The sequence below is a fragment of the Porcipelethomonas sp. genome (genome assembly GCF_051893655.1).
Classification (GTDB): Bacteria; Bacillota; Clostridia; order Oscillospirales; family Ruminococcaceae; genus Porcipelethomonas.
In genome coordinates this window covers 1-5,490 of the sequence record NZ_JBJFHN010000148.1, presented here as the reverse complement: position 1 = coordinate 5,490, position 5,490 = coordinate 1, and the positions used below count along the sequence as shown (strand labels likewise).

Here is a 5,490-nt window from a genome sequence, read left to right as displayed (position 1 = left end):
TTATATGTTGTATCAGCTATTGCCAGATGTACAATAACTCCTGCCATAAATAATAGCTCCTTTATAATGTTTTTACAAGGCTAATAATTTTTATTACCACATTTTCCGGAAACTGCCCGGAGAAATTCCTTCGATTTTTTTAAAAATTCTTGCAAAATAATTCGGATCATTTATCCCACACTCCTGACCTATTCTCTCAATTGACATATCAGTGAATCTCAGAAGCCTTTTTGCATGAGTTATTCTCACCTGCATAAGGTAATTTATTATTGATACGCCAAATTGCTTTTTAAAAAGTTTTGCTAGATAAAATTTATTTATATAAAAAATTTCTGCCAACTCATCAAGAGAGATTTTATTCTTATAATTGTTATCAAGATAATGCTTTACTAAAATTAAATCCTTTGAATCCTGTTGTTTCCCGTAAACATCTGACGTCCAACATTCTTCTAAAATCATAGTAAGCAATGAAACAAGTTTTTCATAGAGTTTCATATCTCTGATGGGAGTATCTGATACAGCAATATTATATATTTCAGAAAGCAAACTGTCATATTCTAAAAATTTACTGGATGTAAAACACGGTTTTCCCCCCCTCTGGACATATTTATTATAAATTCCATTCATATTTCCACCATTGAAATGAACCCATTTTAACGTCCATAAATCATTCGATGACTGGTGATGATAATAATTATTATGACAATCCAAAAAAACGCAATCCCCACGCTTGACAATATAATCCTTATTTTTATACTTTATATTTCCTTTACCATTAAGCACAATAAAAAACAAATATGAGTGTAAATTATTTCTGCGGCTGATATGCTTATCAGCTGCTTTTAACTCTCCGGTTTCCTGCATATAAATCAAACTGGTTTTAGCGAAAGCTGTAGGTGTATATAGTATTCTGTCAGGTTTTTGAAGCCCATCATAAAAAAGGGAATTATCCATAAATTTTTCTCCTTAATCCAAATGCAATTTATAATTATTATACACACCGAACAAACAAATGTCAATATCGTGCTAGTTATAATCAATATATTCACTTGTTAAACTTACGATTTTGCCTTAAAATAAGTCTGTTACTTAAATTTAAATATAACATAACGGAGGCGCTTATGAAAAAAGCATTAATTACAGGTATAACCGGTCAGGATGGTTCTTATCTTACAGAATTTTTAATTGAAAAAGGATATGAAGTTCACGGAATTACAAGAAGAGCGTCAATTTCCAATACCGCAAGAATTGACCATTTAATCAAAGCAAAATCTATCACACTCCATGACGGAGATTTATCTGATTCATCATCCCTAATCAGAATTATCGGAATCGTCCAGCCAGATGAATTATATAATCTTGCAGCACAGTCTCATGTACAAGTATCCTTTGATGTTCCGGAATATTCCGGAGATGTTGACGCTCTTGGAGTATTGAGAATACTTGAAGCAGTGCGTATCTTAGGTCTTACTAAAAAAACAAAAGTATATCAAGCGTCAACTTCCGAGCTTTTTGGAAAGGTTGAAGAAGTTCCTCAAAGAGAAACTACTCCATTCCATCCATACAGCCCTTATGCGATTGCTAAACAATACGGATTCTGGATGGTTAAGGAATATCGTGAAGCATATGGTATGTTTGCGGCAAACGGTATTTTATTTAATCATGAATCAGAGCGAAGAGGCGAAAACTTTGTTACACGTAAAATTACTCTCGCTGCTGCAAGAATAGCCTGCGGACTTCAGGACAAGCTTCAGTTGGGCAATATGGATTCTCTCAGAGACTGGGGATACGCCAAAGATTACGTAGAGTGCATGTGGCTTATTCTTCAGCAGGAAAAACCAGAAGACTTTGTAATTGCAACAGGCGAGCAGCATACTGTACGTGATTTTACAGAAAAAGCCTTTAAAGCAGTTGGAATAAATCTTCGCTGGGAAGGCAAAGGAATTGATGAAAAAGGTATAGATACTGCTACTGGAAAAGTCCTGGTCGAAGTTAACAAAGAATGGTTCAGACCTACAGATGTTGATAATCTCTGGGGCGATCCTACAAAAGCAAAAACTGTTTTAGGCTGGAATCCACAGAAGACAAGCTATGAAGAACTTATACATATTATGGTCAGTCATGACCTTGAACTTGCAAAGCGTGAAGCAATACTCAGAAAGAAGGCTGAACAGTAATGAAAAAAAATGCCAAAATATTTGTTGCAGGACACAGAGGAATGGTAGGATCCGCCATTATAAGATCTCTGAAAAAAGAAGGATATAACAATATAATCACAAGAACCAGAAGTGAACTTAATCTTTGCAGCCAAAATGACGTAACCGATTTTTTTGCCGCTGAAAAACCGGATTATGTATTTCTCGCAGCCGCAAAGGTCGGCGGAATTATGGCAAATTCCAATTCTCCGGCTGATTTCATGTATGAAAATATGATGCTTGAGATGAACGTTATAAATGCCGCATGGAAAAATAACTGCAAAAAGCTTCTGTTTTTAGGTTCATCATGTATTTACCCGAAAATGGCTCCACAGCCAATGCCTGAAAGCTGTTTGCTGACATCACCGCTGGAACAGACTAATGAAGCATATGCCCTGGCTAAAATTTCCGGTCTTAAATACTGTGAGTACTTAAACAGACAATATGGAACAGACTATATTTCAGTAATGCCTACAAATCTTTACGGTCCCAACGACAACTATCATCCTGTTAACAGTCATGTTCTTCCAGCACTTATAAGACGTTTTCATGAAGCCAAAGAAAATAATCTGCCCTATGTAGAATGCTGGGGAACCGGAAAACCTCTCCGTGAATTTTTATATGTAGATGATCTGGCGGATGCATGTGTTTACCTTATGAATAATTACTCCGGCAATGAAACAGTAAATATCGGAACCGGAAAAGAAGTAACTATAAAAGAATTGACTGAAAAGGTTGCAAATGCAGTAAGCTATACCGGAAAAATACGCTGGGATTCTTCAAAACCTGACGGTACTCCAAGAAAGCTTCTTGATGTTTCAAAGCTTGAAAAACTAGGTTGGAAATACAAGATTGATCTTGACGAAGGAATAAAGCTTACTTATGAAGATTTCAAAAATAATCCCATAAGAACAGAACGTTGATAAAACGAAAGGAGCAGCTATGAATTTTATTTTATTATCCGGTGGTTCCGGAAAAAGACTCTGGCCTCTATCAAATGACGTACGTTCAAAGCAGTTTATTAAAATATTCAAAAACGGAAACACATACGAATCAATGGTCCAGCGAGTATACCGCCAGATTCACAATGTTTCTGAAAATGCTGATATTACAATTGCCACATCCAGAACTCAGGTGTCTTCTATTAAAAATCAGCTGGGAGACAATGTTGACATTTGCGTTGAACCATGCAGACGTGATACATTTCCGGCAATTGCTCTTGCTGCCGCATATTTAAGCGATGTTAAAAAAATCCCATTAAATCAGGCAGTTGCAATATGCCCGGTAGACCCTTATGTAAACAAAGATTATTTTGAAGCTATTGCAGAGCTTCAGAAGAAAGCAGAAAAAGAAACCATAGGTCTTTTTTTAATGGGTATTGAGCCTACATGCCCAAGCGAAAAATATGGTTATATTATTCCGGAAACATCAAATCAAATCAGCAAAGTAAAATCTTTTAAGGAAAAGCCTACTTCAGATATTGCAAAAAAATATATTTCTCAGGGAGCACTCTGGAACTGTGGCGTATTTGTTTTTAAACTTGAATATATAATAAGCAAAGCTCATGAATTAATAGATTTTACTGATTACTATGACCTTTTCGATAAATATTCATCACTTGAAAAAATCAGTTTTGATTATGCAGTTGCTGAAAAGGAAAAAAATATTAACGTAATGCGATTTTCCGGATATTGGAATGACTTGGGAACATGGGATTCCCTTACTAATGAAATATCAGAAAACAAAATAGGTAAAGCTATTTTGAATAATACATGTGAAAATACATTTGTAGTAAACGAATTAAATATTCCTGTTTTATGTATGGGAATTAAAAATACAATAGTCTCTGCAAGTGCAGAAGGTATTCTGGTTTCTGAAAAATCTGAATCAGGCAATATAAAATCATTTGTAGACAATATCGAACAGGAGATAATGTTTGCAGAAAAATCATGGGGAAGTTATACTGTAATAGACATTCAGGATGACAGTATGACTTTAAAAGTTACTCTAAATCCGGGAAACAGCATGAATTATCACAGTCATGAACATCGTGATGAGGTATGGACCATTATTTCCGGAACAGGACGTACTATTGTTGATGGTATGGAGGAACCGGTAAAACCGGGAGATGTTATAACTATGGAAGCCGGATGTAAACATACTATTTTTGCAGATACTGAGCTTAAGCTTATTGAAGTACAATTAGGCAAGGAGATAAGCGTTCATGACAAACAAATATTCAAGCTCTGATAATTGTCCTTTTCTTTTAGAACCAGCAGGCAAGGATTACCTATGGGGCGGAACTCGTCTTAAAACAGAATTCGGGAAACAAATTGATATAAATCCCCTTGCTGAAACTTGGGAATGTTCAACCCATAAAGATGGTCTGAGTGTGGTCGCAAGCGGCAAATTCAAAGGCAGAACGCTTCAGGCTATATTACGTGAAAATCCTGATTTTATGGGTAAACATGCCAACAATAACGGCGAACTACCCATACTGATTAAATTTATCGACGCATTTAAAAATCTTTCTGTTCAGGTGCATCCAAATGACAAATATGCCAAAGAATATGAAAATGGGCAGCTGGGAAAATCTGAAATGTGGTATGTCCTTGACGCCGCACCGGATGCTGAATTAATTTATGGATTTTATCACGATATCACTAAAGAACAGCTGAAAAAAAGTCTTGATGAAGGTACAGTTGAAAAATATCTGCAAAAGGTAAAAATTCATAAAAACGATACCTTTTTTATTGAAGCCGGTACGGTCCATGCTATATGCAAGGGTGCCCTAATTGCAGAAATTCAGGAAAATTCAAATTTAACATACAGACTTTTTGATTATAACCGTACTGATAAAAATGGCAAAAAAAGAGAGCTTCATATTGATAAAGCTCTGAATGTGGTTAATCTTAAAGGCAGCGCAAATCCCCGCCAGCCAATGCGTACATTAAAATATCGTCAGGGAGTTGCAACAGAATTAATTTCACGCTGCAAATATTTTCAGGTCTGGAGATATATTATTAATACAGAATGTACTCGTCAGCTTGTAAATTTTGAATCCAGTGAAAATACATTTAATGTTTTACTCTGCATCGAAGGCTGCGGTATAATATTTTTAAATAACGGTGAAACTCTTAATTTTTTTAAAGGCGATTGTATATTTGTCCCTGCAAACGCATCAGAAATAAAAATACATGGAAAAGGACAGCTGCTTGTAGTCGGATGCTAATAAAATAGCGTATCCGCCAACCGCAGCCATACCTCCCCAAGAAGCAGGAAAGTATGATAAAAT

At 35.6% G+C, this 5,490-nt stretch carries 5 protein-coding genes; 4 read left to right on the top strand and 1 reads right to left on the bottom strand.

What is annotated here, in order from left to right:
* Positions 1-93: 93 nt before the first annotated feature.
* Entirely contained in the window at positions 94-954 is an 861-nt protein-coding gene (locus tag ACI4WO_RS09310; protein ID WP_439807286.1) for an AraC family transcriptional regulator, read from the bottom strand.
* 167 nt (positions 955-1,121) lie between these two features.
* On the opposite strand from ACI4WO_RS09310, the gene gmd reads away from it, so the two are divergent.
* The 4 genes from gmd to ACI4WO_RS09290 are packed head-to-tail and all read left to right on the top strand — an operon-like array spanning position 1,122 to position 5,427.
* Entirely contained in the window at positions 1,122-2,177 is a 1,056-nt protein-coding gene (gene gmd, locus ACI4WO_RS09305; RefSeq protein ID WP_439807285.1) for a GDP-mannose 4,6-dehydratase, read from the top strand.
* Entirely contained in the window at positions 2,177-3,118 is a 942-nt protein-coding gene (locus tag ACI4WO_RS09300) for a GDP-L-fucose synthase family protein (protein ID WP_439807284.1), read from the top strand. Before gmd ends, ACI4WO_RS09300 begins: the two co-directional genes overlap by 1 nt.
* 19 nt (positions 3,119-3,137) lie before the next feature.
* Positions 3,138-4,445: a sugar phosphate nucleotidyltransferase gene (locus tag ACI4WO_RS09295; protein ID WP_439807283.1), complete on the top strand. Its 1,308-nt coding sequence runs from the start codon at positions 3,138-3,140 to the stop codon at positions 4,443-4,445.
* Positions 4,420-5,427 (top strand): type I phosphomannose isomerase catalytic subunit, encoded by a 1,008-nt coding sequence (locus tag ACI4WO_RS09290; protein ID WP_439807282.1) that lies wholly within the window; start codon positions 4,420-4,422, stop codon positions 5,425-5,427. The genes ACI4WO_RS09295 and ACI4WO_RS09290 overlap by 26 nt, the downstream gene beginning before the upstream one ends.
* The last annotated feature ends 63 nt before the right edge of the window (positions 5,428-5,490 follow it).